Genomic DNA, 26,575 nt, shown 5'->3' on the forward strand with positions numbered 1-26,575 from the left:
CGGCCAGGCTGCTTTGCCAGCTCCGCCCTGAGATTCGAATCCTTGGTGCAATATCCGGGCTAGCTAGCCCGGGCATTGTCCGCCGTGGATGGATCGCGGCCTGGAGGCCGCTCCTACGTACGGGGCATGGCGGCACAATATGCGTAGGAGCGGCCTCCAGGCCGCGATCGAGGTACAAGGGCGGGCACCGCCCCCATCCTGCCACCTCGACAGATCTCACCCCACGGAGCTTGCCTTGGCGCAACAGCCGGGCTGGGCATTTGCCAGCCCGGCTGGCGTGTTGGACAATAGGATGATCTGGTCCGACCCGCGAACTGGCGCCGCCCCACCCGTGTCCCACAAAGTCATCTACGAACAGCCGCTCAACGAACGCATCCGGGCCTTCCTGCGTCTCGAATCGCTGTTCCAACAGGTGCGCCACCACCTGGGCGGCACCCTCCCCTGGGACAGCCGCTCGACCATCAGCAGCATGCTGGACATCATGAACATCTTCAGCCGCAGTGATCTCAAGACCGAGGTGATGAAGGAGCTGGACCGCCACACCGCCAACCTGGCCCGGCTGGAGCAGAACCCGGACGTCGACCGCGCCCAGCTCGCCGGCCTGTTGGACGAGATCGACACCCTGATCGACGAACTGCATGCCATCAACGGACCCATCGGCGCCCATCTCAAGGGCAACGAATTCCTGGCCAGCATCCAGCAGCGCAGCGCCATCCCCGGCGGCACCTGTGACTTCGATCTGCCCGGCTACCACTACTGGCTCCAGCTACCCGCCGAAGACCGGATCCGCGATCTGGCCGCCTGGCTGGAATGCTTCGACGTCATCGGCCGGGCGGTACGCCTGATCCTGCGCCTGACCCGTGGCAGCACCCTGTTCCGCGCCGAGCGTGCCGAGGCCGGCTTCTTCCAGAAGTCGCTCGATCCCAATGTGCCCTGCCAGATGGTCCGCGTCGCCCTGCCGGCCGGCTCACCCTGCTTCGCCGAGATCAGCGGTGGCCGTCATCGTTTCACCGTCCGCTTCATGGAGCAACCCTCGGTCAACGAGCGCGCCGCCCAGACCGGCGACAACATCGATTTCGAGCTGGCCTGCTGCATCATCTAACCTCTGATCAAATCCGGTTATAAGCCGCCAAGGGCGCCAAGAAAGCTTATGTATTCAATAAATGGCAACTTGGCGTTCTTGGCGGCTATGTCATTTGATCAGTTTCCCTAACAGCCCGGATATTGCATCGGGATCCCGGATGATGGCGTGCCTGGACCCGCCGGGGATCGCGGCCTGGAGGCCGCTCCTACGGGGCATGGCGGCACAATATGTTGTAGGAGCGGCCTCCAGGCCGCGATCGGCGTGGTGTTGAACATTATTAACCCACCCAGGAGGCATTTCATCGCCATGTCATCCTTGTTTTACAGCTCGAACCCCATTCATGCGAGCCGCCTTGGCGCAATAGGCGGGCCAGCCATGGCCACCCCGGCAAAGCCCAAAACCGTCCCCTGCCCGATTTGCGGCAAGCCCAGCCCCTGGACACCCGACAATCCCTGGCGGCCCTTCTGTAGCGAACGTTGCAAGCTGATCGATCTCGGCGAGTGGATCTCGGAAGACAAGCGCATCCCGGGTGAACCGGCCCACCCCGACGAGGGCTCGACGCCGGAGGATTAACCCATCGCGGCCTGCTGGCCGCTGCTGGAGGCTACCGCTGTAGGGTGGGCACCGACCACCATGGCTCCGCCCCGGCCGCCAGGCCGCGATCGATGGCGCTACGCCTCGTCCAGATAACGCTTCAACTGCAGCGCATTGTGAAAGGCGTAGCCGTTGGCGTCGTTGTTGAAATAGGCATAGACGTCGTGCCCCGCCTCCAGCTCGCCACGAATCCGCCGCGCCTGCGCGACGAGGAACTGTGCCGAATAGGACTGGCTATAGTCGACGCCATGGTAGCGCAGATAGGTCCAGCCGGTGGTCAACACCCAGGGATGGCGGGGCAGCAGGTCGTGGATGCAGAGCGCCACACCGTGGTCACGCAGCAGCTTGTACAGCGCCTCGCCCAGCCAGCGCGCGTCACGCAGCTCCAGGACGAAGCGCAGATCGGCCGGCAGCAGATCCAGGAATCCGGCCAGCCGCGGCAGGTTCGGAACCCAGTGTGGCGGCAACTGGACCAGCACCGGTCCGAGGTGCGGCCCCAGGCGCCACGCACGGGCGAGAAAGGTCTCCAGCGGCCCGGCCGGGTCCTTCAGCTTCTTCAGGTGGGTGGCGTAGCGGCTGTACTTGAGGGCATAGATGAAACCGGCCGGCGCGGCCCGGCGCCACTGTTCGAAGACACCGCCATCCGGCAGGCGGTAGAAGGTGTTGTTGATCTCGACCGTGCCCAGCCGTGCGCTGTAATAGCCGAACCAGTCCTGTTGCGACAACTCCGGAGGATAGACGGGGCCACGCCAATGGGGATAGCAGTAGCCGGAAGTACCGACGAACAACCTGCCCCGGCGAGCCATCGGCGGCGCCTACTCGACCTGCGCCCGGAAGGGGAAGAGCAGCCGGCGGATGCGCTGCCCGTCGTCGACATCCAGGGTCAAGCGCCAGTCGCTGCGGCCGGAGATGCACACCGGCAGGGTCACCTCGGCCTGCCAAACGCCTTCCCCCTGCCCGAGCAGCCGGTAGCGGTTCACCCCCATGTTCATGCCCGGCATGCTGAAATCGGCACGCACCGATTCGACGGCCGCCGCCCCGGGACCGCTGAACTGCACGGCCAGCCGGAAGGGACGCATCACCGGCACCGGCGTCTCCAAGACCACCCGCAGCCGAAGGCCTCCATCCCCGATCTCACAGGGTCCCTGTCCGAGATCACAGTCAGCCGGCACCGCCAGGGTCTGCGTGGGCGCTGTCTCCTTGTCTCCTCCTGAATGCAGGAGGAGATAGGCCGCGGCGGCGACCACGAACAGCAGCAATCCTTGAGTGATCCGGCGGCCGTTCATCAGCTCAGTCTCCCTGCCAGAGGGCGCGGATGGCAGCGATGCCCTGGGCCCCGGCGGCGCGAGCGGGCTCGAGATCCGCCCGGGTCATGCCTCCCAGAGCATACACCGGCAGCGGCGCGGCCTCGACCAGCGCGGCGAAACGCGTCCAGCCCAGCACCGGGGCCTGCGGATGGCTGAGAGTCGGCTGGACCGGCGAGAGCACAGCGAAATCCAGCCCCAGGGCCGCAGCCCGCACCAGGCCAGCGGCATCGTGGCAGGAGGCGGCGCACCAGCGGCCGGCCTCCAGCGGCCGGCTCTCCAGCGCCGCCAGCCGCCGCGCGTTGAGATGCACGCCGGCGGCACCCACTGCCTCGACCATCTCGGGTCCGGCATTCAGCAGCAGCCTGGCCCTGGCCGCCGCACACAGCGCCTGCACCTCTCTCGCCAGCGCCCGGTAGTCAGCCAGGGGGAGGGACGGCGCGCGCAGCTGCAGCAGCCTCACCCCGCCGGCCAGGGTCCGCTCCACGGCCCGCAGGAAGGCGTCGCCACCGGCCGGCTCGGGGGTGATGGCATAGCAGTCCGGCAGGCGCAGGGCACTGTTGATCGGCCGGTTGGCGGCGGGGAAGTCGATGGCCGGCAGCGCCTCGGGGGCCACCCAGCGCAGCGGCTGCCCCTCACGGGGGGACGGCTCGCCGCGGTAGGCCTCGACCAGCCACACGTCGAGCAGCACGGCACGGTCCGGGTAGTCGTGGGGGATGCGGATCAGCGGCCGCGCCTGCTCGACGATCAGCCCCAGCTCCTCATGGATCTCGCGCACCAGGGCCTGGTAGCCGTTCTCGCCCGGCTCCAGTTTGCCGCCCGGGTACTCCCAGCGCCCGCCCTGGTGGGTGCCGGCGGCACGGCGGCTGATCAGGACCTCGCCGCGGGCATTGCGAATCACCGCCACGGCGACCGGCAGGCGTTCGTTCACGTCCGGTATTCGGCGTTGATGCGCACGTAGTCGTAGGACAGGTCGGTGGTCCAGATCCGCTCCCGTGCCGAACCCCGGCCAAGCTCGATGCGGATCAGGATCTCCGCCTCCGCCATCACCGCCGCACCGGCGTCCTCGGTGTAGTCGGGGGCGCGCCCGCCCTGGCGGACGATGCAGACGTCACCGAGGAACACCTGCACCGCATCGATATCCAGCCGGTCGAGCCCGGCCCGGCCGATGGCGGCGAGGATGCGCCCCCAGTTGGGATCGCTGGCAAACAGCGCCGTCTTCACCAGTGGCGAGTGGGCAATGGTATAGGCCACCTGCAGGCACTCGTCCGTGTCGCGGCCGCCGCCGACCTCAACGGTGACGAACTTGGTGGCCCCCTCGCCATCGCGGACGATGGCCTGGGCCAGCTCGATGCAGAGCTCACGCAGGGCAGCGGCGAAGCTGTCGTAGGCCGGACCCGCGGCGTCGATGCGCGCCCCGCCGCGACCGCTGGCGACCAGCATGCAGGCATCGTTGGTGGAGGTGTCGCCGTCGACCGTGATGCGGTTGAAGGAGGCATCCACCGCCTGGTTGAGGGCCTGCTGCAGCAGGGCGCGGTCGATCCTGGCATCGGTGGCGACGAAGCAGAGCATGGTGGCCATGTCGGGGCGGATCATGCCCGCGCCCTTGGCGATGCCGGTCAGGGTCAGCGGCTGGCCATCGATCTCGATCCGGCGCGAGCCCCCCTTGGGCAGGGTATCGGTGGTGAGGATGCCATGCGCCGCCTCCAGCCAGGCATCTTCCTCCAGCGCCTCCAGGGTGCGGGGAATGCCGGCCAGCAGGCGATCCATGGGCAGGGGTTCGCCAATGACACCGGTCGAGAAGGGCAGCACCTCGGTGGGCGAACAGCCCGTCTCCCGGGCCAGGACCGCACAGCTCTCGCGGGCGTCGCGCAGTCCCGTCTCACCGGTGCCGGCATTGGCATTGCCGGTATTGATCAGCAGATAGCGGGGTTCGCCGCGCTGCAGATGCTCACGCGCCACCCGCACCGGGGCGGCACAGAAGGCGTTGCGGGTGAAGACCGCGGCGCTGGTCGCTCCCTCGGCGATCTCCATCAGCACCAGGTCGCGGCGGTCCGGATACCTGATGCCAGCCTGAACCGTGCCCAGGCGGATGCCCGCCACGGGATGCAGATGGGTGGGTGTCTTGAGTCCGACGGCCATGCGGGGATCTTAACGTAGGGTGCGCACCGCGCACCAGACGTCAGAAAAGTGAACGCACGATGTTTCTACCACCACAAACACTGGCTCCTGGCTCCTGAATTCCGGCTCCTGAATTCTGAATTCTGAATTCTGAATTCTGGCTCCTGAATTCTGGCTCCTGAATTTATTTCAGCTTCCCGTGGCAGTGCTTGTATTTCTTGCCGGAACCGCAGGGACAGGGTTCGTTGCGGCCCACCTTGCGGCCCTCGCGGACGAAGGGCGCGTGCGTCTCCTCGCCGGCCTCTTCCGCACCGGCCTCGCCGCCATGCAGGCTGTCGGCCTCGGCATGCTGGAATTCCATCATCCCCGGCATCTGCTGGCGCTGTGCCTCGACCGCCGCCACGTCGTCCTCGGCGCGCACCTGCACCTTGGAGACGATGCTGATCACCTCGTGCTTGATCCGCTCCAGCATGTCGGTGAACATCTCGAAGGCCTCGCGCTTGTATTCCTGCTTGGGGTTCTTCTGCGCATAGCCGCGCAGGCCGATGCCCTGGCGCAGGTAGTCCATGGCCGCCAGGTGTTCCTTCCAGGCCTGGTCCAGCACCTGCAGCATCACCGACTTCTCGAAGTGGCGCAGCACCTCGGCACCGGCCAGCGCCTCCTTCTCCTTGTAGGCGCGTTCCAGCTCCTCCAGGATGCGCTGGCGCAGCGTCTCCTCGTGCAGATCATGGTCTTCCTCCAGCCAGCGCTGGATCTCCATGCGCTGCCCGAACTCTTCCTCGATGGCCTTCTCCAGACCGGCCACGTCCCACTGCTCGTCGAGACTGCCGGGCGGGATGTAGCCGTCGATCACACCGTTGACCACATCGCGGCGGATGGTATCGATCAGATCCGAGACATCGTCCGCGGCCATCAGCTCGCTGCGCTGCTCGTAGACCACCTTGCGCTGGTCGTTGGCGACGTCGTCGTATTCCAGCAGCTGCTTGCGGATGTTGAAGTTGTGGGCCTCGACCTTGCGCTGGGCATTCTCGATCGCCTTGGTCACCCAGGGATGTTCGATGGCTTCGCCCTCCTGCATACCCAGCTTCTGCATCAGCGCCGAGACCCGGTCGGAGGCGAAGATGCGCATCAGGTTGTCTTCCAGCGACAGATAGAAACGGCTGGAACCCGGGTCGCCCTGCCGGCCGGAACGGCCACGCAACTGGTTGTCGATGCGCCGCGACTCGTGGCGTTCGGTACCGACGATGTGCAGACCACCGGCCTCCAGCACCTGCTGGTGGCGCCGCTCCCAGTCCTGGCGGACCCGCTCCACCTCGGCCGGATCCGGATCCTCACCCAGGGCGGCCAGCTCGGCATCGAGGTTGCCGCCGAGCTTGATGTCGGTGCCGCGGCCGGCCATGTTGGTGGCGATGGTCACCGCGCCAGGGCGACCGGCCTGCTCGACGATATGCGCCTCGCGCTCGTGCTGCTTGGCGTTCAGCACCTCGTGTTCGACCTTGGCCTTCTTCAGCAGCCTGGACAGGTACTCCGAGGTCTCCACCGAGGTGGTGCCGACCAGCACCGGCTGGCCACGCTGCTGGCAGTCCTTGATGTCCTCGATGATGGCGTCGAACTTTTCCTTGGCGGTGAGAAACACCAGGTCGCCGCGATCGTCGCGCACCATCGGCCGGTGGGTGGGGATGACCACCACCTCCAGCCCATAGATCTGCTGGAACTCGTAGGCCTCGGTATCGGCGGTACCGGTCATGCCCGCCAGCTTGTCGTACATGCGGAAGTAGTTCTGGAAGGTGATCGAGGCGTAGGTCTGGCTCTCGTTCTGGATCGGCACCCCCTCCTTGGCCTCCACCGCCTGGTGCAGGCCCTCGGACCAGCGCCGACCGGGCATGGTGCGGCCGGTGAACTCGTCGACGATGACGATCTCGCCATTCTGCACGATGTAGTCGACGTCGCGCTGGAACAGGGCGTGGGCCCGCAGCGCCGCGGTCAGATGATGCATCAGCGTCAGGTTGGCCGCATCGTAGAGGCTCTCGCCCTCCTTCAGCAGGCCGGCCTCGGTGAGCAGCCGCTCGACGTGCTCGTGTCCCTCCTCGGTGAGGAACACCTGTTTGTTCTTCTCATCGACGCTGTAGTCGCCGGGACCGTCCTCTTCCTCCTGCTTGCTGAGCTGGGGAATGAGCACATTGATCTTCTGGTAGAGGTCGGTGTTGTCGGCGGTCGGACCGGAGATGATCAGCGGGGTGCGCGCCTCGTCGATGAGAATCGAGTCCACCTCGTCGACGATGGCGAAGTTCAGCTCGCGCTGCATCTTGTCTTCCAGGCGGAAGGCCATGTTGTCGCGCAGGTAGTCGAAGCCGAATTCGTTGTTGGTGCCGTAGCTGATGTCGGCGGCGTAGGCGGCCTTCTTCTCTTCCGGCGACAGACCGGCCACCACCACCCCGGTGGTCATGCCGAGAAAACCGTAGACCTTGCCCATCCAGTCCGCGTCGCGCCGCGCCAGGTAGTCGTTGACGGTGATGACGTGCACGCCCTTGCCGGGCAGGGCATTGAGATAGGCGGCCAGGGTGGCGACCAGGGTCTTGCCCTCGCCGGTGCGCATCTCGGCGATCTTGCCCTGGTGCAGCACCATGCCGCCGATCAACTGCACATCGAAGTGGCGCATGCCGAGCACCCGCTTGCCGGCCTCGCGCACCACGGCGAAGGCCTCCGGCAGCAGGTCGTCCAGGGTGGCGCCATCGTCCAGCCGCTGGCGGAACTCGTCGGTCTTGGCGCGCAGCTCGGCATCGCTCAGTTTCTCGATGTCCGGCTCCAGGGCGTTGATCCGCGCCACTTCCTTGAACATGCGTTTGACCAGCCGCTCGTTGCGACTGCCGAAAATCTTCTTGAGTAGTTTGTTGACCATGGATCCAGCTAGCAGGGAGGTTCGGCAGAATGCTGCATCATACCGTAAAGGCTGCGGAATTTGGGGGATTCCCACGGATTTTTCCACCCCTGCGGGGCGGAAGGGAACGACCTCGGCCGGGGATCAGCGCCGGGCCCAGACGAATCGGGCGGGATTGATCGGCTTGCCGTGCCTGAGGATCTCGAAATGCACGTGAGGGCCGGTGGAACGCCCGGAGGACCCCATGTGGGCGATGGTCTGGCCGGGCTGGACCGTATCGCCGACCTTGACCAGCAGTTCCCGGTTGTGGCCGTAGCGGGTGACATAGCCGTTGCCGTGGTTGATCTCGACCAGCAGACCGTAACCGGAGCGCTTGCCGGCCCAGGTCACCACGCCGCCGGCGACGGCGAGCACGTCGGATCCCAGCTTGCCGGCGAAGTCGACGCCTTCGTGCCAGGCCTTGCGGCCGGTGAAGGGGTCGGTACGCTTGCCGAAGGGCGAGGACATCCAGCCGCTCCTGACCGGACGACCGGTGGGACGCCCCCGCTTGCTCAGCTCCTTGTCGAGCAACAGCGATTCCAGGGCTACCAGCTGCTGCTCCCGATCGTCGAGCAGCCGTGACAGGGCGTCCAGCTCGGCCATGAAGTCCGGCACCGCGTAGCTGGTCACCGCCGCGCCCTGTTCCGGTCCGCCCTGCGGCGGCGGACTGGCGAAATCGAATTCACCCTTTTCCAGCTTGGCCATGGCCACCAGGCGCTGGCCCAGCCCCTCCAGGCGCATCACCTGGCCCTGCAACTGCCCGAGGCGCAGCGCCAGGGCATCGAGATGGGCCTCGGAATCGCGCCGCGCCTGTTCCACGGCACGGCGCTGGGCCTGCATGTCGGCGCGCCAGTCGGCCAGCATGCCCGGCTCGCCGGCGCTGCCGGCTGCGCCCCACTGATAGCCGGCGAACACCAGCAGCGAGGCGACGACCAGCGCCAGCGCGCTGAGCGGCAGGTAGACCCGGGGCCGGCTCAGGTTGAGGCTGCCGGGACGGCCGTGGACATGGGTGAAGAGAATAATGTTCATCTTGGCTGGCGCAATTGTACTATCCTGCTAGGGGTTTACAAATTTGGTGCCACACAGCTGATGTCGACGCGCAAGCCGGTTTCTATAGGCGACTTTTTTGAACCACTTGGCAAATCGGGCCTTGCCCGCCTCACCGAGCGCAGCCGGCGCCTGGCCCGCTTCGACCGGGCACTGCGCGAACGCCTGCCGCCCGATCTGGCGCGTCATTGCCGGGTGGGCAATCTGCGCGACAACGTGTTGATTCTCTATGTGGATTCTTCCGCCTGGGCGGCGCGCCTGCGCTTCCACAGTCCGCAACTGCTGCGCCAGCTCAGGCAGGAGGGCCCGGTGAAGCCGCGCGACATCCAGGTGCGGGTGATGCCCCCCGCCGCCCCGCGTCCCCGGACGAAGGCGGCCGGACCCCGGTTGTCCAGCGACTCGGCACGGCTGCTGGAACAGACCGCCCACGCCTTGGGTGACGAAAAACTGGCGCAGGCCCTGCGTCGCCTCGCCCGCCATGCGGCTGGAAAGGCGCGTTGAGAAAACCCGGGCACGGCCGCCAGGCCGCAATCGCTGCCGGCCGGCGACCCGCAAGGATCAGGGTGTCAGGAGGCCGGGATGGGCTGCAGGAAGGAGATCGGCGCGGTGCTGGCGTCCTCGAAGATCACCTCTTCCCAGGCCGACTCGTCGGCCAGCAGGTTGCGCAGCAGCCGGTTGTTGATGGCGTGGCCGGACTTGTGGCCGTGGAAGGCGCCGATCAGGCTGTGGCCCAGCAGGTAGAGATCGCCGATGGCATCGAGGATCTTGTGCTTGACGAACTCGTCCTCGTAGCGCAGGCCGTCCTCGTTCAGCACCCGGTAATCATCGACCACCACGGCGTTGTCGAGGCTGCCGCCGAGGGCCAGCTTGCGTTCGCGCAGGCGCTCGATGTCACGCATGAAGCCGAAGGTACGGGCCCGGCTGACCTCACGCACGAAGGAGGTGGTGGAGAAATCCACCTCGGAGCACTGCGCCCGGTCGGTGAACACCGGATGGTCGAAGTCGATGGTGAAACCGACCTTGAAGCCGTCGAAGGGTTCGAAGCTGGCCCATTTGTCGCCCTCTTCCACGCGGACCGGCTTCTTGATGCGGATGAATCGCTTGGGCGCGTTCTGCTCCTCGATACCGGCGGACTGCACCAGGAACACGAAGGGGCCGGCGCTGCCGTCCATGATCGGCACCTCGGAGGCACTGAGATCGACATAGGCGTTGTCGATGCCCAGGCCGGCCAGGGCCGAGAGCAGGTGCTCGACGGTGGAGATGCGCACATCGCCCTTGACCAGGGTGGTGGAGAGCTGGGTGTCACCGACGTTCTCGGGGCTGGCCTTGATCTCCACCGGCTCCTCGAGATCGACCCGGCGGAAGATGATGCCGGTGTCCACCGCCGCGGGACGCAGGGTGAGGTAGACCTTCTCTCCGGTATGCAGGCCCACGCCGGTCGCCCGGATCACGTTCTTCAGCGTACGTTGGCGGATCATTATCTCGTTGATTCCTCAGGCTGATGGTGTCCGGAACAGGGCCCCAATATAAAAAGTTGCCGCATGGTAACACAGCGTTCATATAGCGAAAAGTGCGCTGGTTCACCACTCTTGAAAGCCGACCGGACGAATGACGCCATGAAACACGAAAGGGGCCGGCGCAGAACGCGCCGGCCCCTTCCTGGTACTCCGCCTCGCCGGCGGGTGGACGGCGGGCCTCAGCCCTTCTTCTCGTCCTTCTTCTTCGGCCGCGACTTGCCGTGGGTTCCCCGCCAGATCTTGCCACGGCGGGTCCGTCTATCACCTTTGCCCATGTCTCACCTCATGCTTGCTGATGATATCGATGAACAAAAGCCCTCGCCGATACAGGACCGGCGAAGAGCTGCGACAGGGCCCATTCTAGCGGGCCGCTGCCGGGGCCGGCAACGGCGCCACGGCCTCAGAGGATGCTCTCGTGGCGCACCAGGCTGGTCATGTCGGTGCCACGGATACGGTCGTAGTAGCGGGCCCGGTAGAGCAGGCGCGGCGGCTGTTCCGCGGCATCCTCGAAACCGGCCCGGTTGTGCAGGACATTGTTGCTGACCAGTGCCATGCCGCTCTCCAGCCGACCACTCAGCAGCTGCGGCGAGTCCCCGTCGAGCAGCTCGCGGATCCGCTGCACCGCCGCCTGCAGGGTGGCGTCGTCCTGCCATTCGATGCTGCGGGTGCGTGCCGTGTAGCGCATGTGCAGGCTGCGATACTCGGGATGAACGGAGAATACCGGCCCCGTCTGGGCCGGCCGTGCCTCGCCGCGCGGCGGGATGGTCATCGCCGTCGGCTGCATCAGGGCGCGGATGAAATCCGGGTTCTCGTCGCGCAGCAGGAGGTAGAGCCACTCGGCATCGAGCAGCTGGTTCTCACCACCCTCGGCGGCCGGGTTCACACAGTACAGCAGCAGGCCGTGGATCTGCTGCGCCAGGGTGTTGTAGTAACCATCGGTGTGCCACTGGATTGGACGGTTGGTGTAGGGGATAAAGTCCGGATGGTCGCCCTCGGGATTGACGGTCAGGGAGGTGATGGCATCTTCGTCGGCCAGCCAGTTGTGATCCAGGCGGCAGAGGCCGAACTGTTCACCGAGCAGCCGTGGCACGGACTTGTCCTCGCCCAGCGGGGCGGCGGCGAGGATCACCATGTTGGTCCGCCGGATGCGCAGCATCGCCGCCTCGAACTCGGCCTCGCTCAGGCAGCGCGGGTCGTCCACCTCCACCACCAGATCCGCCAGCGAGCTGGGCGCATGGGCCTGCTTCCAGTCGCGCCAACGCAAATAGTCCGCCTCGCGGTCCAGATCGAAGGGATCAAAATCCACTGCCTCCGGTGAATGGGTCGGTGCGGCTGCCATGGGAACGCCCCTGCTGTCTGTCAGGATAGTGCAGGGTAGCAAGCCCCTCTCTGCCGACCATTGACAAAGATCAACTCGGCGTTCAGGCCCCATTCAGCCACCGCGGCGCACACTGGCCACGTCAGACACCTGCCAGGAGACGTCCATGAAACCGATCACACAGGCACTCGCCCCCCTGCTGCTGGCCGCCGCCCTGGGCGCCAGCCCGCTGGCACTGGCCGACCACCATGGCGATCGCTATGGCTACGCTCATGAGGATGAGGATTACCATGACTACGGCGCCCGTCATGAGGCGCACTACTGCCCGCCGGCGCGCCGCCGGCACCGGGAAGGTCGCGTCGAGAGGGTGATCCACGCGCCGGTCATCGTGCCCGCGCCTGCCTATGGCTACCGCCAGCCGCGACAGGGCTATCGCTCCAGTACGCCGATGATTCTCGGCGGCATCATCGGCGGCCTCGCCGGCCATGAGATGGGCAAGGGCCGGGGCAAGGACATCGCCACGGCGGCGGGCATTCTGCTCGGCGGCTCGATCGGCCGGGATCTGGGGCACTAGCCCGGATATTGCACCAAGCCCCCCGGATGATGGCGTGGCTGGACCCGCCGGGGATCGCGGCCTGGAGACCGCTCCTACGGGGCATGGCGGCACAATGTGTTGTCGTAGGAGCGGTCTCCAGGCCGCGATCGAGGCGCAAGGGGTATCGCGCCATCCTGCCACCCCGGCCCACGGAGCCAACAACACCAAGTTGCCATTTTGGCGCCCTCGGCGTCTTGGCGGCTCACAACCAGATTTGATCAGACATTCCTTGAGTGAAGCGCAAGTCCAGGCACGCCTGGACCCGCCAAGGCCGGGCAATTGGGCGTGTGAGGGCGAAGGCAGCCGGCCTGGGGGAAAAGATGGTGGGGCATGTAGGACTCGAACCTACGACCAATCGGTTAAAAGCCGAGTGCTCTACCAACTGAGCTAATGCCCCATGCGAGGCCGCACATCATACCGCAGCATCCCGGAATGGCAATACCGGCCGCCTCAGCCGGGATGCTCGCGGATGACCTCGATGAAGGCCTTGCCGAAGCGGTTCAGCTTGGTCTCGCCAATACCCGGAATCCCGGCCATCTCGCCCAGGCTGGTGGGCCGGCGCTGTGCCATCTCGGCAAGGGTACTGTCGTGGAAGATGATGTAGGGCGGCACCCCCTGCGCCTCCGCCAGGGCCCGCCGGCGGCTGCGCAGCGCCTCGAACAGCGCCTGCTCCGCCTCGCCCAGGGCCAGCACGGTGCGCCCCCGGCGCTCCCGTGCGCCGCGCTCGGGCCGCCGCAGGCGGCGCAGGTGCAGCTCGATCTCGCCGCGCAGCAGCAGCCGGGCCCTGGCGGTCAGACGCAGGGTGCCATGCCCCTCCAGATCGGTGTCGAGATAGCCCTGGGCGAGCAGCTGACGGAACAGCACCCGCCACTCCACGGCGTTCAGCTCGCGGCCGATGCCGAAGGTGCTGAGCCGGTGGTGACCGTTGCGGCGGATCCGCTCGTCGTCCTTGCCGGTCAGCAGCTCGATGACATAGTTGACACCGAAGCGCTGGCCGCTGCGGTAGACGCAGGACAGGGCCTTGCGCGCTGCCTCGGTGGCGTCCCAGGTCTGCGGCGGCTGCAGGCAATTGTCGCAGTTGCCGCAGGGCGCCTCCAGGGTCTCGCCGAAATAGGCCAGCAGCGCCTGGCGGCGGCAACTGGTCAGCTCGCACAGGCCGAGCATGGCCTCCAGCTTCTGGTGGGCACTGCGCTTGAAGTCCTCGGTAGCATCGGTGTCCTGGGTCATCTGGCGGAGGGTGATCACGTCCTGCAGACCGTAGGCCAGCCAGGCATCGGCTGGCAGGCCGTCGCGGCCGGCCCGGCCGGTCTCCTGGTAGTAGGCCTCCAGGCTCTTCGGCAGGTTGAGATGGGCCACGAAGCGCACATCCGGCTTGTCGATGCCCATGCCGAAGGCGATGGTGGCGACCACGATCAGCCCCTCCTCGCGCAGGAAACGCTGCTGGTGATGGCGGCGCAGCCCATCGGAAAGCCCGGCATGATAGGGCAGCGCCTCGCGCCCCCTGGCGGTCAGCCACTCGGCGACGCTCTCGACCTTCTTGCGTGACAGGCAGTAGACGATGCCGGCATCCCGGGGGTGCTCCTGTTCGAGGAAGCGCCACAGCCGCTCCCGCGGATTGGGGGCATCGCTGATGGTGTAGCGGATGTTCGGCCGGTCGAAGCTGTTGACGAAGACCGCCGCCTCCTGGAGCTGCAGCTGGTCGATGATCTCCTGGCGGGTACGCTGGTCGGCGGTGGCGGTGAGGGCAATGCGCGGCACCGCCGGAAAGCGCTGGTGGAGCACGGACAGCTGCTGGTATTCGCGGCGGAAGTCGTGCCCCCACTGCGACACGCAGTGCGCCTCGTCGATGGCGAACAGGGCGATGCGCGCCCGTTCCAGCAGCGACAGCATGCGCTCGCCGAGCAGCCGCTCGGGCGCCACGTACAGCAGGTCCAGCTCGCCCCGCAGCAGGGCCTGCTCGGTGGCGTGCACGGTCTCGGCATCCAGGGTGGAATTGAGGAAGGCGGCCCGCAGACCGAGCTGACGCAGGGCGTCGACCTGGTCCTGCATCAGCGCGATCAGCGGCGAGACCACCACCCCGACCCCCTCGCGCAGCAGCGCCGGAAGCTGGTAGCAGAGGGACTTGCCGCCGCCGGTCGGCATCAGCACCAGGGCGTCGCCGCCAGCCAGCAGGGTGCTGATGATCTCCCCCTGATGGTGGCGGAAGTCGTCGTAACCGAACACCCTGTTCAGCAGCCGCCGGGCCTGGCTCAGCTCATCGGCGGGGGTGGCTTGTGGATCATGCGCTGGCATCGGTGACCATGATACAGGCTCGGGCCAGAAAAAAGTGCATCGCGGACGTCCGGGGATTCGCGGCCGGGCGACCGCTCCCACCCTCGCATCTGCATGTCGGTTCCCGCTGTGGGACGATCGCCAGATCGCGAAAGGATCGAACCGCTATCCTGGAAATTTCTCCGAAGCGTTCCCTCTGATTCAGAGTACAGCGTGCTATACAAGGCCGCGAGGCTCGCAAAGGTGCCTTCGTCGCGGGTGATAGGTTGTGCCTGTTCGATTTACTCAGGGGGGGGCGGCCAATCGCAGCCTGGAGACCGCTCCTACGGGGCATGGCGGCAATGTGGCAGGAGCGGCCTCCAGGCCGCGATTGGTGTAGAGCTGACCAACCCGGAATTCCAAGAAGATCTCCAAAAAGAAACCGGCCGCAAAACGGCCGGTCCGGAGTTCGGTTCGGGTCAGGAAGCGGGCAGATCCGACCGGTCCAACCGAAGGTGGGGCGCGCCGCCTACATGGCCTCCAGCCGGCGCAGGCCCTTGGGCAGCAGATGCAGATCGACCAGGGCGGTGACCAGCGCCGCACCGAAGCTGGCCTCGGCTTCGTAGAGCAGCTTGTAGTACTGGATCTTCATGGTCAGGGCGCTGCCCAGGGCAATGGCGCCGAAGGCCATGAACGAACCCAGCGCCAGGGTCGAAGCGCCGGTGATGCCCTGACCAACGGTGCAGCCCATGGCAAGCACGCCACCGATGCCCATCAGCAGGCCGCCGATCACGTGGTTTGCAAAGTCCTTCAGCGAGGAGAACCACTCGATGCGGAAACTGCGGCTGAGCACGGCATAGAGGAAGGAACCCACCGCCACGCCGAGCGCCGCCAGCATGCCGAAGCTGACCAGGTGGCCGGCCAGATCGCTCAGCAGCCAGTTGTAGAGGTCACCCGAGGGCGAGACAAAGGTGTAGGACTGGGCGGCCACGTGCAGCGGCGGCTCGTCCAGGAACTCGGCTTCCTCCATCCAGCTACGGCCCAGCGGCCCGGCGGTGACATACCAGGCACCGAGGACACCGAGGCCCATGACGCCGCCACCGAGCAGGTTGTCGAGGCGCCCGCGGAAATCCGTCGAGCGCAGCGTCCAGGCCAGCAGGCCCAGGGCCAGCAGGCCGCCGATGAGGTAACGCAGGCCCAGGCTGTCCTCCCGGCCCAGGGCACCGCCGATCAGGTCGCCCAGGCCTTGGCTGGAGATGCCGAACTGGCCGAGATCGACGAACAGCGGCTGCATCCAGGGCAGGAACACCTGGCCCATGAAACTGGTGAACATCATCAGGTAGGCACCGAAGCCCATCACCAGCAGCACCACCAGCGATTTCAGGTTGCCGCCACCGATGCGCACCAGGGTCTTGTTGCCGCAGCCGCTGGCCAGGGTCATGCCGATGCCGAACAGCAGGCCGCCGAGCAGATAGCGCGGCCAGGCGAAGACTGAGGTGCGGTAGGGCGGGAAGGCCGCATCGCCGCTGACCGCCAGCCGCGCATCGAGGATGCCGCCCGCCTGCATCAGCAGCACGCCGGCGATGGCGAGGGCCATGGCGAACACCCAGGCGCGGAAGCGTCCGCTGTCACCCATGTTCACCCAGTCCGAGACCGCGCCCATGGTGCAGAAATTGGTCTTGTTGGCCACTGCCCCCATGACGACCGCAATCAGGAATCCGTACAACAACACTTGCTGAAAGATGTTCAGGTCCATAACGACGCCTTCGACTCTATTGATCTATCGATCTGATGATATTGATATGCCCGACATGGGATGGCGTACCACCCCGGTCAGCGGTAGACGGTCGGGTCCGGCACGCCGGCTGCGGCAAAGCCCGCTGCCCGCAGGCGGCACGAATCGCACTGCCCGCAGGCCCGGCCGGCCTCGTCCGCCGCGTAACAGGAGACGGTCAACCCGTAGTCTACGCCCAGCCGTACCCCCGTGGCGATGATCTCCGCTTTGCTCATCTCGATCAGCGGCGCGCGGATGTGCATCTGCTGCCCTTCCACGCCGGCACGGGTGGCCAGGTTTGCTAGACGCTCGAAGGCGGCGATATATTCCGGCCGGCAGTCCGGATAGCCCGAATAATCCACCGCATTGACGCCGACGAAGATGTCGGCTGCGCCCAGCACCTCCGCCCAACCCAGCGCCAGCGACAGGAAAACGGTATTCCTGGCAGGCACATAGGTCACAGGAATACCCTCGCTGGGCCGTTCGGGCACGGCGATCTGCGGGTCGGTGAGGGCCGATCCGCCAATCGCCGTGAGGTCGATGGGGATCACTTTGTGTTCAGCGACACCCTGCGCCCGGGCAACGCGTTCGGCCGCCGCCAGCTCGGCCCGGTGGCGCTGGCCGTAGTCGAGGCTCAGTGCATGGCAGGCAAAGCCCTGTTCCCGGGCCAGAGCCAGGACGGTGGCGGAATCCAGCCCGCCGGAGAGCAGCACCACGGCCCGCGGTTTCCGGGTCTGTCCGTTCACCGTCCCGCCTCGTCGCCCCACAGCGACTTGTGCAACTGGATCTGGAAGCGCACCGGCAGGCGGTCGGCGAGGATCCATTCGGCCAGCTCGCGCGGCGCCAGCTCGCCGGCGGCCGGCGAGAAGAGCACGTCGCAGATCTCGTGCATCTCGTGGCGCCGCAACTGCTCGCATGCCCACTCGTAGTCGGCACGATTGCAGAGCACGAACTTGATCTGGTCCTGCGGGCTCAGGTGCTCCAGGTTGCAGTAGCGGTTGCGCGCCGCCTCGCCGGAGCCCGGCGTCTTGATATCGACCACCTTGACCACCCGGGGATCGACGCCGTTCACGTCCAGGGAGCCGCTGGTCTCCAGCGACACCCGGTAACCGGCATCACACAGCCGGGTGAGCAGCGGCCGGCAGGCCTTCTGGGCCAGCGGCTCGCCGCCGGTGACGCAGACCCGCCACACCCCCTGCGCCGCCACCGCCTCGAGTACCGCGTCGATCTCCAGCCAGTCGCCGCCCTGGAAGGCATAGGAGGTGTCACAGTAGCGACAGCGCAGCGGGCAGCCGCTCAGGCGCACGAAGACCGTCGGCCAGCCCACGCTGTCCGCTTCACCCTGCAGGGAAAGGAAGATTTCGCTGATCCGCAGCCGCTCGGCGGCAACCGGGACGGCGGGCGCCTGACTGTCGTTCATGCACGCAGTCTACCCCAGCCGTCCCTGCCGGTCATGGACTCCCCCGCCGGATGCAGGGGAGTTTCGCAGGTTTTCTTAGCAGCCTGTCGGACTTAGCCCGCAGCAGCCAGGAAGCTTCCGTGTTTTTCCGTGGATTCCGTGGCCATCGGTCTTTTCGTGGGTTTCGCGGATTTCGTGGCCATCGTCGTTTCCGTCAACGGCAGGTGATGCCACCTCGATCGCGGCCTGGAGGCCGCTCCTACAATGTTTTCCGTGGATTCCGTGGCCATCGGTCTTTTCGTGGGTTTCGCGGGTTTCGTGGCCATCGTCGTTTCCGTCAACGGCAGGTGATGCCACCTCGATCGCGGCCTGGAGGCCGCTCCTACAATGTTTTCCGTGGATTCCGTGGCCATCGGCCTTTTCGTGGGTTTCGCGGGTTTCGTGGCCATCGTCGTTTCCGTCAACGGCAGGTGATGCCACCTCGATCGCGGCCTGGAGGCCGCTCCTACGGGGCATGGCGGCACAATGTGTGTCGTAGGAGCGGCCTCCAGGCCGCGATCGGGGGATCCACGGCGGGCAATGCCCGGAGTCGATCGAACAGGCACAAAGCCGGGTTAATACCAGCCCGCACGCCGATCATGCGCGCCGCCCTGGTGCAATATCCGGGTTAGTGCCCCTCGCGGCGCATCCGCGCCAGGCGTTCGCCGGCAAGCCGCGCCGCGGTGGACCTCGGGTAGTCCTTCTGCACCTGTTCCAGCAGCCGGCGGGCCGCGTCCCACTGCTTCAGCTCGTACTGGATGAAGCCCATCTTGAGCAGGGCATCGGGCACCTTGCTGCTGGCCGGATACTGCTTGACCACCTTCTCGAACTCGGCCAGCGCCTTGTCGAACTGGCGGCTGACGTAGTAGGTCTCGGCCAGCCAGTACTGGGCATTGCCGGCATAGGCGCTGTCCGGGTAGGCGGCCAGGAAACGGCGGTAGGCCTTGCCGGCCTGGGCATAACGCCCCTCGCGGAGAATGTTGAGGGCCTGTTCATAGGCCTGGCGGACCTGTTCGGGGTCGGCCGCCGGAGCCGGTGTGGCGGGGGACGCGGCGGCCGGGGCCGTACCCGGCACCGCGCTGGCCGCCGCGGGTGGCGGTGCCGGGAGAGCCGGTGCGGCGGCGGGCGGCGTGACCGGCTGGGCGGGGGCGGCCTCCAGCCGCTGCAGGCGGCGGTCGATGTCGACATAGAGGTCGCGCTGGCGCGCCTTCAGCTGCTCGAGTTCGTGCCCCTGCATCTCGACCTCGCCGCGCAGGCTCTGCACCTCACGCTGCAACTGTTCGAGCTGGGTCAGCATCTCGATCAAGCCACGGCTCTGCAGCAGGCGCTCCAGACGTTGCACCCGCTGCTCCAGGTCCGCCTCGCGGGCCTGCGCGGGCGCGGCGGCGAGCAGCGCCAGGACCAGCAGCCAGCTCCCTCTCAAGCCGCGCCCCATCTCACTGCCCCTGGTAGACGATTTCGACCCGGCGGTTCTTTGCCCAGGCCGCCTCGTCATGGCCGGGGTCGACCGGCTTCTCCTCGCCGTAGCTCACGGTGCGGATCTGCTCCGGCGCAGCGCCCTGGAACTCCAGCAGTCGGCGCACCGCCTGGGCACGGCGTTCGCCGAGACCGATGTTGTACTCGCGCGATCCCCGCTCATCGGCATGGCCTTCGAGGACCACCCGCAGGCGGGGATTGGCGGCCAGGTAGCTGGCATGGGCGGCGATGATCTCGCGATCCTCCGGCCGCACCTCGCTGCTGTCGAAGTCGAAATAGAGGGTGCGCCGCGACAGCGGACTGCCCGGCTCGTCCAGGGCCATGCCGCTGAAGCCGCCACCGGTATCCACGCCACGACTGGTGGCAGCCTCACCGCCGGCCTCGGTAGCGGCCGGACTGCCCTGGTCCTCGACCACCGCCGGCTCGCCACCTTCCCCGCCACCCGGCCTGGGGCCGAGCGCGCCGCAACCCGCCAGCAATGCCGTCAACATCGCCGCCAGCAGCCACTTCGCTATCATCTGCATCGTCCTACTCCTTTCCAGTCTCAGTTCGTTCCCGCCGACAGACCGCGCCTGCGGCAGACATGTGCAATCCCCTGCTCAGCGACGCGGCAGGAAGGGCGACCAGGCCGGCTCGCGCACGTCGCCCTCCTGCAGCCGCAGACGCTGGCCGACGCGACCATCTACCGAGGCGGCCGCCAGCACACCTCGATGCCCGGCCTCGGTAGCATACAGCACCATCCGGCCGTTGGGCGCGAAGGTCGGCGACTCGTCGAGACGACCGTCGCTGAGAATCCGCAGCAGGCCGGTCTGCAGATCCAGCACCGCGATGCGGTAGGCGCCCTGGTTGCCGCGGTGCACCATCGCCAGGCGTTTGCCGTCCGGCGAGAAATCGGGACTGGCGTTGTAACCGCCCTCGAAGGTGAGTCGCTGCGCCCGGCCGCCGTCCAGCGGGATGCGGTACAGCTGCGGCGCGCCGCCGCGATCGGAGGTGAACACCAGGCTGCGGCCGTCCGGATCCCAGACCGCCTCGGTGTCGATAGCCGGGTGGCGGGTGACGCGGCGCAGGGCGCCGTCGGCCAAGTCGAGGATGTAGATCTCGGGATTGCCGTCGCGCGACAGGGTCAGCGCCAAACGCCGGCCGTCCGGCGACCAGGCCGGCGCGCCGTTGATGCCCTCGAAGGCCGCCACCTTCTGGCGCTCGCCGCTGGCCAGGGTCTGCACATAGACCGCGGCCCGCTTGCCCTCGAAGGAGACATAGGCGATGCGCCGCCCGTCCGGCGACCAGGCCGGCGACATCAGGGGTTCGCGCGAGCTGACGATGGTCAGCGGATCGTAGCCGTCGGAGTCGGCCACCTGCAGGGCGTAGCGCCGCTGGTCGAGGGCACCGGTGGCGGTGACGTAGGCGATGCGGGTCTGGAAGGCGCCGCGTTCGCCGGTCAGGGTCTCGTAGATCAGGTCGCTGATATAGTGCGCCACCCGCCGCAGCTGGGCGCGGCCGGCGGGCACGCTGTAGCCGGCCAGCTGCCGGGCACGGAACACGTCGAACAGCTGGAACTGCACCCGATAGCGGTCAGGCCCCTCGGCGATCAGCCGGCCGATGACCAGGTTGTCGACACCGAGCGCCCGCCAGTCGCGGAAGTTGACCGCCGCGGCCTCGCTCGGCCGGGCCAGCAGATCGGCCCGCGGCAGGGGGTTGAAGCTGCCGCTGCGCGCCAGGTCGGCAGCTACGATGGCGGCCACGTCCTGCGGCGCCGGCCCCGGGCCGTCCCAGGCGAAGGGCACCACAGCGATCGGCATGGCACCCTGCACGCCGGAGGTGATCTCGATGGTCAGGCCGGCCTGGGCCAGGCGCAGCAGGGACAGCAGCAGCACCAGGGCCAGGATCTTCAGGGCACGCATGAATCAGTCCTCCTGTTTCCATCCCTCGCCGTCGGCAGCGACAGCATCCCAATCCCCTCTCGGCTCATGCTCAGGCCTTCGGCTTGAAGCGGAAGGTCAGGCTGCGAAAGCGCTCGAAGAGCTGGCCGTTCGGCGGCAGGGGCAGGGGCGAGGCCCGGTAGACCGCGGCCTCCACCGAGCGGTCGAAGGCGGTGTCGCCACTACCCTGCACGATACGCACGTTCATCACCTCGCCGCCCGGGATCAGCTGCACCTGCACCGTGCAGGACAGGCCGACCCGGCTAGTCGACGGCTGGATCCAGTTGCGCTCCACCTTCTGCTTGATGGCCGCGACATACTCGTCCACGATGCGCTGCTCACGCCGCGCCTGCTCCGCCGCCAGCGCCTCGCGCTCGCGGGCCAGCTGCTCCTGCAGGGCACGCTCGGCTGCCGCCCGTTTCGCCGCCTCCTCGGCCTTGCGCTTCGCCTCGGCCCGGCGCCGCGCCTCTTCCTCGGCCTTGCGTTTCGCCTCGGCCTCCGCCTTGCGCCTGGCCTCCGCCGCCGCCTTGCGTCTGGCTTCTTCCTCAGCCTTGCGTTTCGCCTCCGCCGCGCGGCGCGCCGCCTCTTCCGCCTTGCGCTGGCGGGCCAGCTCGGCGAGGCGCTTCTCCTCGGCCTGCTGACGGCGGGCCAGCTCCTCCTGTTTGCGCTTCAGCTCGGCCAGGCGCTTGGCCTCGGCCTGCTGCTTGCGTTTCAGCTCGGCCTGACGCCGGGCCTCCTGCTCCTTCCTGCGCTGGATCTCGGCCAGCCGCTGCTGTTCCTGGCGCCGCCGCTGCTCGGCACGCTCGGCCTCCTGCTGCAACTTCTTCAGGCGCGCCTCGGCCTCGCGCTCCTTGCGCCGCTCCGCGGCCTTGAGCCGTTCCACCTCGGCACGCACCCGGGCCTCGTCCACCGCCACCGCCTGGATGGCCTTCTGCTCGGGCGGTCCCGAGGGGGCCGGCGTCACCTGCCAGTCCATGCTGAACACCAGCATCGCCAGCAACAACAGGTGCACGGCCAGGGCATAGACGACAGCGAGCGGATCGTTCCGCAGCAGTTCCCACATGGCCTACTCCGCCGGCGGCTCGGTGACCAGGCCGACGCTGGGGGCACCGGCCTGCTGCAGCAGCACCATGGCGCGCACCACCGCGCCGTAGTTCACGGCCTGATCGCCGCGCACCAGCACCGGCGTCTTCGGCTTGTGGCGCAGCACCGCGGCGGCGCGCTGCAGCAGGGTGTCGGCGTCCACCGGCTGCCGCTCGTCGCCGAGATTGAGGTAGTAGCGCCCCTCGGCATCGACCGTCACCTCCAGCGGTTCCAGGCTGTCGGCCGGCAGCGCCTCGGCGGCAGCGCTCGGCAGTTCCACCTGCACCCCCTGGGTGAGCAGCGGTGCGGTGATCATGAAGATCACCAGCATCACCAGCATCACGTCGATGTAGGGCACGACATTGATCTCCGCGATGGGACGTCTCTTGCTGCGCTTGCAGGCCATGACCTCAGGATCCCAGGACCTGGCGGTGGAGGATGCTGGAGAATTCCTCCAGGAAATTGTCATAGCGGCTGATCAGCCGCTCGACGTCGTTCGAGAAGCGGTTGTAGGCGACCACTGCGGGAATGGCGGCGAACAGGCCCATGGCGGTGGCGATCAGCGCCTCGGCGATGCCCGGCGCGACCATGCCCAGGGTCGCCTGATGCACGTTGCCCAGGGCGCTGAAGGCGTTCATGATGCCCCATACGGTGCCGAACAGGCCGATGTAGGGACTGGTCGAACCGACCGTGGCGAGGAAGGAGAGGTTGTGCTCCAGCCGGTCCTCCTCGCGCGACAAGGCCACCCGCATGGCCCGCTGCGCCCCCTCCAGGGTGGCACTGGCGTCGGCATTGGGCTGCTTGCGCAGCCGGGCGAACTCCTTGAAGCCGGCCTCGAAGATATCGGCCATCCCCTGCACCTCGCCCTCGCCGGCGGAGACCGACTGGTAGAGGCCGGCCAGGTCGCCACCCGACCAGAAGCGGTCCTCGAAACGTTCCGCCTCGGTCCGGGCACCGCCCAGCAACTTCCACTTGTGAAAGATGATCGCCCAGGAGGCCACCGACAGCAGCAGCAGAAGCAGCATCACGGCCTGCACCACCGGGCTGGCGCCCAGCACCAGGTGCATCAGGGAGAGGTCAGTCGTCATCCAGTATCTCCGTCAAAAGGCTGGAAGGCAGGGCGCGCGGCCGGAAGCTGCGGGCATCCAGGCAGGCGATGCGGATCCGGCCGCTGCAGCAGGGTGCCTCGCTGCTGCCGGCCGGATAGACCACCTGCTCGAAACTGAGACTGGCGCGGCGCGCCTCGGCGAGGCGGGCGGTGACCTCCAGCGCCTGGTTGAAACGGGCCGGGCGCAGAAACTCGATCTCGGCGGCACGCACGGCGAAGATGATGCCCTGCTCCTCGCGCAGCCGGTCCTGCTCCAGACCCCGGCTGCGCAGCCACTCGGTTCGTGCCCGCTCCATGAATTTCAGATAGTTCGCGTAATAGACCACACCGCCACTGTCGGTGTCTTCGTAGTAGACCCGCACCGGCCATCGAAACTCCGCCACCGCCTTCCCGACCCCCGTCTATGACCGCCGCTGCCGGCAAAGATTCCGGACTGCGGTCGACTTCACTGCGCGCCTCGGCGCGGACGATAACAGAGCCGTGCGCAAGATGGCTTGACCCACATCAGATCGGCTCGTCGAACAAGGACGCCTCGCCGCCCCCGGCCGCGCCGCCGGCGGGCGGCTTGAGACCGAGATGCAGCCAGGCGGCACGGGTCGCCAGCCGGCCACGGGCGGTGCGCATCATGAACCCCTGCTGGATCAGGTAGGGTTCGATGACATCCTCGATGGTGCCGCGTTCCTCGCCGATGGCGGCGGCTAGGCTATCGATGCCGACCGGCCCGCCGTCGAACTTCTCGATCAGCGCCGAGAGCAGCCGCCGGTCCATGTGGTCGAAGCCCTGGGCGTCGACATTGAGCAGATCCATCGCCCGCCGCGCGGTCTCGGCATCGACCCGGCCGTCGCCCTTGACCTGGGCATAGTCGCGCACCCGGCGCAGCAGGCGGTTGGCGATGCGCGGCGTGCCCCGCGAGCGGCGCGCCAGCTCGGCCGCACCGCCCTCGTCCATCTCCACCCCGAGGATGGCCGCCGAACGGCGGACGATGCCGGCCAGGTCGGCGGCACTGTAGAACTCCAGCCGCTGGACGATGCCGAAACGGTCACGCAGCGGCGAGGTCAGCAGGCCGGCACGGGTGGTGGCCCCGACCAGGGTGAAGGGCGGCAGATCGAGCTTGATGGAGCGCGCCGCCGGCCCCTCGCCGATCATGATGTCCAGCTGGTAGTCCTCCATCGCCGGATACAGCACCTCCTCCACCACCGGGCTCAGGCGGTGGATCTCGTCGACGAACAGCACGTCGTGGGGCTCGAGGTTGGTGAGCAGCGCCGCCAGGTCGCCCGGCTTCTCCAGCACCGGACCGGAGGTATGGCGCATGCCGACCCCCATCTCGTTGGCGACGATGTGCGCCAGGGTGGTCTTGCCCAGGCCCGGGGGGCCGAAGATCAACAGATGGTCCAGCGCCTCGCCGCGCTGGCGCGCGGCACCGATGAAGATCTCCATCTGCTCGCGGACCTGCGGCTGTCCCTGGTAGTCGGCCAGCAGGCGGGGACGGATGGCCCGATCGAGGCGTTCCTCGTCGGCACCGGCCGCGGCCGGAGATATCAGGCGGTCTTGTTCGCTCATTCGGCGGACATCCACTTCATGTTATTAACCCGGCAACAATGTATATCGTGTTCAGCCGTCGTGTGCCCGTCCACGGCAAGGCATCGGAACGCCGCGGTAGCCATTCTACCGCAAGTTCCGATAACGCCGCCGTGGACGGGCACACGACAGCCTGTCTTCTGGCATCAATTCGGTCAGGGGCTCCAGGGATGCACCGGCTCCGCGTTACGGCGCTTGACAAGGGAATGCCCCTTGCCTGCGCGCCGCGCCTTGATCCAGTACATCCCTGGAGCCCTGAACATGACATACATTGTCGCCGGGTTAATCGCGTGGCTTCCATTCAGGACGGACGGACCGTGGCCTGCAACGCCTGGCGGATGATCGCCTCCGCCGTCAGCCCGCTGCTGTCGATGGCCCGCACCATGCGGCTGGCCTCCGGCGGCTTGTAGCCGAGGGCGATCAGGGCACTGACCGCCTCCGCCACAGCATCGGTCGGCTGGACCACGCTGCCGGCCGCCGCGGCCGGGACCGCAGCCGGCGCCGCCCAGTCGTCGAGGCGGTCGCGCAGTTCCACCACCAGGCGCTCGGCGGTCTTCTTGCCGATGCCGGGCACCCGGGTGAGGGCGGCACTGTCGCCCTCGCGGACACAGGCCACGAACTCGTCGGCGTTCATGCCGGAAAGGATGGCCAGGGCCAGGCGCGGCCCGACGCCGCTGATGCGGATCAGGCTGCGGAACAGGCTGCGCTCGGCGAGGCGGCCGAAGCCGTACAGGGTGTGGGCGTCCTCGCGCACCACCAGGTGGGTGTGCAGGGTAATCTCGGCACCTGTCTCCGGCAGATCGTAGAAGGTGGTCATGGGCGCGTCGATCTCGTAGCCGACGCCACCGACCTCCAGCAGCAGTTGCGGCGGCCGCTTGGCGACCAGCCTGCCGCGCAGGAAACCGATCACCGGTAACGCCCCCGGCGGCTGCCACGGGCCGCCGCCACGCGCAGCAGGCTGGCCCGGGTGTTGGCATGACAGAGGGCCACCGCCAGGGCGTCGGCCTGATCGGCCTGCGGCCGGTCGGAGAGCTTGAGCAGCATCTGCACCATGTGCTGTACCTGAACCTTGTCTGCGCCACCGGTGCCGACCACCGCCAGCTTGATCTCACGCGGGCTGTACTCGGCCACCGGCAGCCCGGCCGCCACCACCCCGCAGATGGCCGCGCCCCGCGCCTGGCCGAGCTTCAGGGCGGAATCGGCGTTGCGCGACATGAACACCCGTTCGATGGCCACCTCCTGCGGGCGCCATTCCTCGACCAGTTCGCTGATGCCCCGGAAGATGATGCCGAGCCGCTGCGCCAGGCCGTCCGCCTGGATGCGCAGCCGGCCGCTGTGTACGTGATCCTGGCGGGAACCCTCGACGTCGACGATGCCGAAGCCGGTGTTCTGCGAGCCGGGGTCGATGCCGAGGATGCGGGTCATGCGCTCAGGCCCTTGCGCCGTGACCGG

The 26,575-nt window shown here is 67.5% G+C and carries 27 protein-coding genes and 1 tRNA gene; 4 read left to right on the forward strand and 24 right to left on the reverse strand.

The features are described 5' to 3' along the window. Positions 1–331: 331 nt before the first annotated feature. A complete protein-coding gene (gene zapD, locus QVG61_RS10560; RefSeq protein WP_289930601.1) occupies positions 332–1,102 on the forward strand; it encodes a cell division protein ZapD in 771 nt (256 codons plus the stop codon). 357 nt (positions 1,103–1,459) lie between these two features. Next, a complete protein-coding gene (gene yacG, locus QVG61_RS10565) occupies positions 1,460–1,657 on the forward strand; it encodes a DNA gyrase inhibitor YacG (protein WP_289930602.1) in 198 nt (65 codons plus the stop codon). Between the two features lie 98 nt (positions 1,658–1,755). Here yacG and QVG61_RS10570 read toward each other — a convergent pair whose 3' ends face one another. From QVG61_RS10570 to QVG61_RS10595, 6 genes are all read right to left on the reverse strand, one after another. Further along, a complete protein-coding gene (locus tag QVG61_RS10570; protein WP_289930603.1) occupies positions 1,756–2,484 on the reverse strand; it encodes a DUF72 domain-containing protein in 729 nt (242 codons plus the stop codon). Between the two features lie 9 nt (positions 2,485–2,493). After that, complete coding sequence (locus QVG61_RS10575; RefSeq protein WP_289930604.1) at positions 2,494–2,964, reverse strand: hypothetical protein; 471 nt, start codon at positions 2,962–2,964, stop codon at positions 2,494–2,496. A gap of 4 nt (positions 2,965–2,968) precedes the next feature. Beyond that, the gene (locus QVG61_RS10580; RefSeq protein WP_289930605.1) at positions 2,969–3,913 is read right to left on the reverse strand and encodes a Nudix family hydrolase; all 945 of its coding nucleotides are present in this window, start codon (positions 3,911–3,913) and stop codon (positions 2,969–2,971) included. After that, positions 3,910–5,124, reverse strand: coding sequence for a bifunctional glutamate N-acetyltransferase/amino-acid acetyltransferase ArgJ (argJ, locus tag QVG61_RS10585; protein ID WP_289930606.1), 1,215 nt, complete (start codon positions 5,122–5,124; stop codon positions 3,910–3,912). Before argJ ends, QVG61_RS10580 begins: the two co-directional genes overlap by 4 nt. A gap of 163 nt (positions 5,125–5,287) precedes the next feature. After that, on the reverse strand, positions 5,288–8,002 hold the full coding sequence (gene secA / locus QVG61_RS10590) for a preprotein translocase subunit SecA (RefSeq protein ID WP_289930607.1): 2,715 nt from the start codon (positions 8,000–8,002) through the stop codon (positions 5,288–5,290). A gap of 123 nt (positions 8,003–8,125) precedes the next feature. After that, complete coding sequence (locus QVG61_RS10595) at positions 8,126–9,049, reverse strand: M23 family metallopeptidase (protein WP_289930608.1); 924 nt, start codon at positions 9,047–9,049, stop codon at positions 8,126–8,128. 60 nt (positions 9,050–9,109) lie between these two features. Here QVG61_RS10595 and QVG61_RS10600 point away from each other — a divergent pair, with 60 nt between their 5' ends. Further along, positions 9,110–9,568: a DUF721 domain-containing protein gene (locus QVG61_RS10600; protein WP_289930609.1), complete on the forward strand. Its 459-nt coding sequence runs from the start codon at positions 9,110–9,112 to the stop codon at positions 9,566–9,568. Between the two features lie 65 nt (positions 9,569–9,633). Here the strand turns inward: QVG61_RS10600 and lpxC are convergent, their stop codons facing one another. From lpxC to QVG61_RS10615, 3 genes are all read right to left on the reverse strand, one after another. Then, positions 9,634–10,545 carry a UDP-3-O-acyl-N-acetylglucosamine deacetylase gene (gene lpxC / locus QVG61_RS10605; RefSeq protein ID WP_289930610.1) on the reverse strand — a complete coding sequence of 304 codons (912 nt, stop codon included), beginning with the start codon at positions 10,543–10,545 and terminating at the stop codon, positions 9,634–9,636. A 218-nt stretch (positions 10,546–10,763) separates the two neighbouring features. Next, positions 10,764–10,859, reverse strand: coding sequence for a 30S ribosomal protein THX (locus QVG61_RS10610; protein ID WP_289930611.1), 96 nt, complete (start codon positions 10,857–10,859; stop codon positions 10,764–10,766). Between the two features lie 125 nt (positions 10,860–10,984). Continuing rightward, a complete protein-coding gene (locus tag QVG61_RS10615; RefSeq protein WP_289930612.1) occupies positions 10,985–11,923 on the reverse strand; it encodes a TauD/TfdA family dioxygenase in 939 nt (312 codons plus the stop codon). A 145-nt stretch (positions 11,924–12,068) separates the two neighbouring features. On the opposite strand from QVG61_RS10615, the gene QVG61_RS10620 reads away from it, so the two are divergent. Next, complete coding sequence (locus QVG61_RS10620) at positions 12,069–12,476, forward strand: glycine zipper 2TM domain-containing protein (protein ID WP_289930613.1); 408 nt, start codon at positions 12,069–12,071, stop codon at positions 12,474–12,476. A gap of 342 nt (positions 12,477–12,818) precedes the next feature. Here the strand turns inward: QVG61_RS10620 and QVG61_RS10625 are convergent. The 15 genes from QVG61_RS10625 to ruvC all read right to left on the reverse strand — a co-directional run bounded on the left by QVG61_RS10625 (position 12,819) and on the right by ruvC (position 26,548). Further along, positions 12,819–12,894, reverse strand: a tRNA-Lys gene (locus QVG61_RS10625). 53 nt (positions 12,895–12,947) lie between these two features. Next, positions 12,948–14,789, reverse strand: coding sequence for a DNA helicase RecQ (gene recQ / locus QVG61_RS10630; RefSeq protein WP_289930614.1), 1,842 nt, complete (start codon positions 14,787–14,789; stop codon positions 12,948–12,950). A 487-nt stretch (positions 14,790–15,276) separates the two neighbouring features. Next, positions 15,277–16,503, reverse strand: a complete 1,227-nt coding sequence (locus QVG61_RS10635; RefSeq protein WP_289930615.1) for a YeeE/YedE family protein — start codon at positions 16,501–16,503, stop codon at positions 15,277–15,279. 77 nt (positions 16,504–16,580) lie between these two features. Continuing rightward, positions 16,581–17,267 carry a 7-cyano-7-deazaguanine synthase QueC gene (gene queC, locus QVG61_RS10640; protein WP_289930616.1) on the reverse strand — a complete coding sequence of 229 codons (687 nt, stop codon included), beginning with the start codon at positions 17,265–17,267 and terminating at the stop codon, positions 16,581–16,583. Next, complete coding sequence (queE, locus tag QVG61_RS10645; protein WP_289930617.1) at positions 17,264–17,941, reverse strand: 7-carboxy-7-deazaguanine synthase QueE; 678 nt, start codon at positions 17,939–17,941, stop codon at positions 17,264–17,266. The genes queC and queE overlap by 4 nt, the downstream gene beginning before the upstream one ends. A 646-nt stretch (positions 17,942–18,587) precedes the next feature. Beyond that, positions 18,588–19,394, reverse strand: coding sequence for a tol-pal system protein YbgF (gene ybgF, locus QVG61_RS10650; RefSeq protein WP_289930619.1), 807 nt, complete (start codon positions 19,392–19,394; stop codon positions 18,588–18,590). A gap of 1 nt (position 19,395) precedes the next feature. Then, positions 19,396–19,959 (reverse strand): peptidoglycan-associated lipoprotein Pal, encoded by a 564-nt coding sequence (pal, locus tag QVG61_RS10655; RefSeq protein ID WP_289930620.1) that lies wholly within the window; start codon positions 19,957–19,959, stop codon positions 19,396–19,398. A 75-nt stretch (positions 19,960–20,034) separates the two neighbouring features. Then, positions 20,035–21,336, reverse strand: coding sequence for a Tol-Pal system beta propeller repeat protein TolB (gene tolB, locus QVG61_RS10660; protein WP_289930621.1), 1,302 nt, complete (start codon positions 21,334–21,336; stop codon positions 20,035–20,037). A 70-nt stretch (positions 21,337–21,406) separates the two neighbouring features. After that, positions 21,407–22,417 carry a cell envelope integrity protein TolA gene (gene tolA / locus QVG61_RS10665; protein WP_289930622.1) on the reverse strand — a complete coding sequence of 337 codons (1,011 nt, stop codon included), beginning with the start codon at positions 22,415–22,417 and terminating at the stop codon, positions 21,407–21,409. A gap of 3 nt (positions 22,418–22,420) precedes the next feature. Continuing rightward, the gene (gene tolR, locus QVG61_RS10670; RefSeq protein WP_289930623.1) at positions 22,421–22,843 is read right to left on the reverse strand and encodes a protein TolR; all 423 of its coding nucleotides are present in this window, start codon (positions 22,841–22,843) and stop codon (positions 22,421–22,423) included. A 4-nt stretch (positions 22,844–22,847) separates the two neighbouring features. Continuing rightward, entirely contained in the window at positions 22,848–23,525 is a 678-nt protein-coding gene (gene tolQ / locus QVG61_RS10675) for a protein TolQ (protein WP_289930624.1), read from the reverse strand. Further along, positions 23,515–23,928, reverse strand: a complete 414-nt coding sequence (gene ybgC, locus QVG61_RS10680; protein WP_289930625.1) for a tol-pal system-associated acyl-CoA thioesterase — start codon at positions 23,926–23,928, stop codon at positions 23,515–23,517. Before ybgC ends, tolQ begins: the two co-directional genes overlap by 11 nt. Before the next feature lie 121 nt (positions 23,929–24,049). Beyond that, positions 24,050–25,105 (reverse strand): Holliday junction branch migration DNA helicase RuvB, encoded by a 1,056-nt coding sequence (ruvB, locus tag QVG61_RS10685; protein WP_289930626.1) that lies wholly within the window; start codon positions 25,103–25,105, stop codon positions 24,050–24,052. A gap of 319 nt (positions 25,106–25,424) precedes the next feature. Continuing rightward, complete coding sequence (gene ruvA / locus QVG61_RS10690) at positions 25,425–26,033, reverse strand: Holliday junction branch migration protein RuvA (RefSeq protein ID WP_289930627.1); 609 nt, start codon at positions 26,031–26,033, stop codon at positions 25,425–25,427. Next, a complete protein-coding gene (ruvC, locus tag QVG61_RS10695; RefSeq protein ID WP_289932767.1) occupies positions 26,030–26,548 on the reverse strand; it encodes a crossover junction endodeoxyribonuclease RuvC in 519 nt (172 codons plus the stop codon). Before ruvC ends, ruvA begins: the two co-directional genes overlap by 4 nt. Between the last annotated feature and the right edge of the window lie 27 nt (positions 26,549–26,575).

Source organism: Thiohalobacter sp. IOR34 (assembly GCF_030406045.1).
In the GTDB taxonomy this organism is placed as follows: Bacteria; Pseudomonadota; Gammaproteobacteria; order Thiohalobacterales; family Thiohalobacteraceae.

What these genes read in the sequence shown, in the direction of transcription:
- yacG (WP_289930602.1), top strand. Translation starts at nt 1,460, where the DNA reads ATGGCCACCCCGGCAAAGCCCAAAACCGTCCCCTGCCCGATTTGCGGC.
- QVG61_RS10570 (WP_289930603.1), bottom strand. Translation starts at nt 2,484, where the DNA reads ATGGCTCGCCGGGGCAGGTTGTTCGTCGGTACTTCCGGCTACTGCTAT.
- QVG61_RS10575 (WP_289930604.1), bottom strand. Translation starts at nt 2,964, where the DNA reads ATGAACGGCCGCCGGATCACTCAAGGATTGCTGCTGTTCGTGGTCGCC.
- argJ (WP_289930606.1), bottom strand. Translation starts at nt 5,124, where the DNA reads ATGGCCGTCGGACTCAAGACACCCACCCATCTGCATCCCGTGGCGGGC.
- secA (WP_289930607.1), bottom strand. Translation starts at nt 8,002, where the DNA reads ATGGTCAACAAACTACTCAAGAAGATTTTCGGCAGTCGCAACGAGCGG.
- QVG61_RS10595 (WP_289930608.1), bottom strand. Translation starts at nt 9,049, where the DNA reads ATGAACATTATTCTCTTCACCCATGTCCACGGCCGTCCCGGCAGCCTC.
- QVG61_RS10600 (WP_289930609.1), top strand. Translation starts at nt 9,110, where the DNA reads ATGTCGACGCGCAAGCCGGTTTCTATAGGCGACTTTTTTGAACCACTT.
- lpxC (WP_289930610.1), bottom strand. Translation starts at nt 10,545, where the DNA reads ATGATCCGCCAACGTACGCTGAAGAACGTGATCCGGGCGACCGGCGTG.
- QVG61_RS10610 (WP_289930611.1), bottom strand. Translation starts at nt 10,859, where the DNA reads ATGGGCAAAGGTGATAGACGGACCCGCCGTGGCAAGATCTGGCGGGGA.
- QVG61_RS10615 (WP_289930612.1), bottom strand. Translation starts at nt 11,923, where the DNA reads ATGGCAGCCGCACCGACCCATTCACCGGAGGCAGTGGATTTTGATCCC.
- QVG61_RS10620 (WP_289930613.1), top strand. Translation starts at nt 12,069, where the DNA reads ATGAAACCGATCACACAGGCACTCGCCCCCCTGCTGCTGGCCGCCGCC.
- recQ (WP_289930614.1), bottom strand. Translation starts at nt 14,789, where the DNA reads ATGCCAGCGCATGATCCACAAGCCACCCCCGCCGATGAGCTGAGCCAG.
- QVG61_RS10635 (WP_289930615.1), bottom strand. Translation starts at nt 16,503, where the DNA reads ATGGACCTGAACATCTTTCAGCAAGTGTTGTTGTACGGATTCCTGATT.
- queE (WP_289930617.1), bottom strand. Translation starts at nt 17,941, where the DNA reads ATGAACGACAGTCAGGCGCCCGCCGTCCCGGTTGCCGCCGAGCGGCTG.
- ybgF (WP_289930619.1), bottom strand. Translation starts at nt 19,394, where the DNA reads ATGGGGCGCGGCTTGAGAGGGAGCTGGCTGCTGGTCCTGGCGCTGCTC.
- pal (WP_289930620.1), bottom strand. Translation starts at nt 19,959, where the DNA reads ATGCAGATGATAGCGAAGTGGCTGCTGGCGGCGATGTTGACGGCATTG.
- tolB (WP_289930621.1), bottom strand. Translation starts at nt 21,336, where the DNA reads ATGCGTGCCCTGAAGATCCTGGCCCTGGTGCTGCTGCTGTCCCTGCTG.
- tolA (WP_289930622.1), bottom strand. Translation starts at nt 22,417, where the DNA reads ATGTGGGAACTGCTGCGGAACGATCCGCTCGCTGTCGTCTATGCCCTG.
- tolR (WP_289930623.1), bottom strand. Translation starts at nt 22,843, where the DNA reads ATGGCCTGCAAGCGCAGCAAGAGACGTCCCATCGCGGAGATCAATGTC.
- tolQ (WP_289930624.1), bottom strand. Translation starts at nt 23,525, where the DNA reads ATGACGACTGACCTCTCCCTGATGCACCTGGTGCTGGGCGCCAGCCCG.
- ruvB (WP_289930626.1), bottom strand. Translation starts at nt 25,105, where the DNA reads ATGAGCGAACAAGACCGCCTGATATCTCCGGCCGCGGCCGGTGCCGAC.
- ruvC (WP_289932767.1), bottom strand. Translation starts at nt 26,548, where the DNA reads ATGACCCGCATCCTCGGCATCGACCCCGGCTCGCAGAACACCGGCTTC.